At 54.7% G+C, this 2,960-nt stretch carries 2 protein-coding genes and 1 pseudogene; all 3 read right to left on the reverse strand.

The annotated features are described in order from the left end of the window. The coding region (locus CFR79_RS16055; protein WP_220030315.1) for a hypothetical protein at window positions 1–186 on the reverse strand (186 nt) is incomplete at its 3' end. Between the two features lie 46 nt (window positions 187–232). Next, a protein-coding gene (locus CFR79_RS15155; protein WP_181417461.1) for an IS3 family transposase occupies window positions 233–1,355 on the reverse strand; the annotation gives its coding sequence in 2 pieces (ribosomal slippage) (window positions 233–1,118 and window positions 1,117–1,355; 1,125 coding nt in all). Between the two features lie 192 nt (window positions 1,356–1,547). Next, window positions 1,548–2,384: pseudogene (locus CFR79_RS15165) on the reverse strand (IS5 family transposase). Between the last annotated feature and the right edge of the window lie 576 nt (window positions 2,385–2,960).

Consider the following 2,960-nt stretch of genomic DNA (forward strand, 5'->3'; position numbering starts at 1 on the left):
CGCCTCCATGAACTCCTGCCCTGGCACTGGAAAGCTCCCCACCACGACCACAATACCATCGCCGCCTGAACACACCCGCGTCTCTCGCCGGATGGTTACGATCTTGGCGTGTTTTCCCTTGGCATTCAGTCTGTCATAAACGCGCTTGAGATCCGGGTTGAATCGCATGGCCGCCATGGCGGGCATATAGAGCGCCTGGACTTGTAACGGTTTTGTGCCGATCAGGAAGTGATTACGCCACCCTTGCTTCGAAAGCGAGGGGACTGATGCCGCCCAGGTATGAATGGCGTCGGCGTGGATTGTAGAACCCATTGATATACTGGACGATGGCGGCCGTAGCCTCGCGACGGGTTGACCAGTTCTGTCTCCAGAGCCGTTCCGCCTTCAGACTTTTGAAAAATGTTTCGACAGCAGCGTTGTCAAAACAGTTTCCCTTTCCAGACATTGAAGCCAGCAGCCCATGGGCCAGCAACTTTTTCCGGAAATCATGGGAGCCATACTGGCTGCCACGATCAGAGTGGAAAATGCAGCCGGGCGCCGGATCACGCAGCCGCACCGCCATGTCCAGGGCACGGATGGCCAGATCCTTTTTCATCCGGTCGCTGACAGCCCACCCGATCACGCGACGACTGAACAGATCGATGACGACCGCCAGATAGAGCCAGCCCCCGGCTGTCCAGATATGGCTGATATCTCCCGCCCATTTCTGGTTGGACCTATCAGCAGGGAAGTCGCCATCCAGAAGGTTGGCCACAATGCCAGTCTGGTGGTGGCTGTCGGTCGTGACCTTGTGGCGACGGGTGCGCACGGGCCGGATTCCGTTGTCCTTCATCAGTCGGCCAACACGATGTTCCCCGACATCAAGCCCGGCTTCCCTGAGTTCCAGGGCCATGCGGGGCCGTCCGTAGGAGGCGTTGCTCAGGGCATAATGTTCACGGATATGCGCCAGTATCTTCAGATCGGTGCGCTGGCGCTGACAGGCCGGCCGGGATGTCCAGGCCCGGTAACCACGTGCCGAGACCTGCAAGACGTGGCAGAGCCTCTCGATTGGCCACTCATGCCGATGCCCATGGATGAAGGCGAACCTCATGGCTTTTGGCTCGCAAAGAACTGGGGAGTTTTTTTAGGATTTCCCTCTCCTCCCGCAGAATCCGGTTCTCCAGACGAAGACGTTCATTCTCGCGGGCCAGGTCACCCTGAGGCTCGGATGTCGGCCCGGTCGGACGGTACTCCACTATCCATTTACCCAGAGTGGATTTGCCAATACCAAGGTCGGCCGCAATGCGCGTGCGTGACAGCCCGCTGCTCAACACAATCCTCACGGCCTCGCGTTTGAAATCTTCCGTATGCTTCATGGCCCCGTCGGTCTCCTGATACAAGCTTAAAACGCTCAGATGACCGGCACAAAACCGTTACAAGTCCAATAATGAGCTGTTTCACAGACCTTCGATACATAATATGCATTGAATCCGCCGCCAGCTACAGAACCAATCATAGGAACAACCTGCGCCAATTTCGCCTTTGTTAGAGCCTGATTCGAAAGTTTTTCAGCACTGACAATGCCTTGCGGTTCTGCGGGTCAGCATGAGGATTGAGGCGATCAAAGTCCACGCAGTTGACGAGGCCATGGACTTTTCCCGGCCTTTGGCGAGCCGCTTGCAGCGACCGAGCTAGGCGAAAGTTCGTTCGACCACCCAGCGGCGAGGCAGGATTTCAAAGCCCCTGGCCGTGTCTGATCGCCTGATGATTTCGACCGTCCATTTTCCCATGCTGGCGAGCGCGGATCACAGTTTATTACCGGCATAGCCGCCATCGGCGAAGATGTGGCGAAGCCATGGAAAGTGTCTGCGTATTGCCGCCAGAACATCGACAGCCCCGTCACGATCCTGAATGTCAGCGGCATGAACAGGGAGGAAGATCAGGAAGCCGCAGGTCTCCGTCAGAATATGCCGCTTGCGACCTTTGACCTTCTTTCCAGCATCATAACCGGAAATTCCCCCACTTTCCGTGGTTTTCACCGACTGGCTATCAATCACGCCCGCGCTCGGGGAGGCCTCACGCCCTTCGATCTCCCGCAGGTTCATGACCAGTACCGTGTTCATCGCTTCGAACAGTCCGGCATCACGCCATGCGTAAAAGTAGCGCCTGACGGTCGAGACCGGTGGAAAGCATTTCGGCAGCAGACGCCACGCACACCCACCCGAGGCGATATGGAGTATCGCGTTTACAACCTCGCGCATATCCGCCGTGCGAGGCCATCCGCCCCGTTTCGCCGGGGGCACGAACGGCATAATCAAAGCCCACCCGGCATCCGTCATATCTGATGGATATCGCAATCCCTCCCGGCTATGTTCGTGTCGGGCAATACCAGTCCATGCCACCATTCACTCCATCTCTTCGCAAAGACGGATGAATCACAACAGGCTGGTATTGTTCAAAAACTTTCGGATCAGGCTCTTACATTGCATAAATATATTCCCCTGTACTATCTTATTATCCCTAGTATTATATCATTAATAAACTTATTCAGCCATTCTTTTGTATGATGTGCATCTATCGGTATTGGACTTGAGGTCGAAATTCCATTAAGTAACTCTTCCAAAGAAACCAATCGTTCCCGGTAGTTTTGTCCATAACCAAAGCGCATACTTGCTCGATCAGGTCCGCACAAAACCCATGCTGTTGGACATGAAAGCGCATACGCCCAAAGATGTTGCTCCCCCGCATCAAGAAGACTGCCTCCTCTAACCAATACTTCAGCTAACTGTTGATCTGAGATGGAATGAATAGCATCAAATCCTTGACGCAATTTTTTCTCTAATGGCCTACGGCGTGTCGTCAGTTAAGCTCTGAATGTGGCCTGTGAGGGTTGTACTTTGTGTCTGCGTGTGCTGACTGTTTTCCCGTTTTGAGGGAGACAGACAGATGCGGCGCTATAGTTTACGCGATGACCAGTGGGA

This window comes from Komagataeibacter saccharivorans (assembly GCF_003207825.1).
GTDB classification, from domain to species: Bacteria; Pseudomonadota; Alphaproteobacteria; order Acetobacterales; family Acetobacteraceae; genus Komagataeibacter; species Komagataeibacter saccharivorans.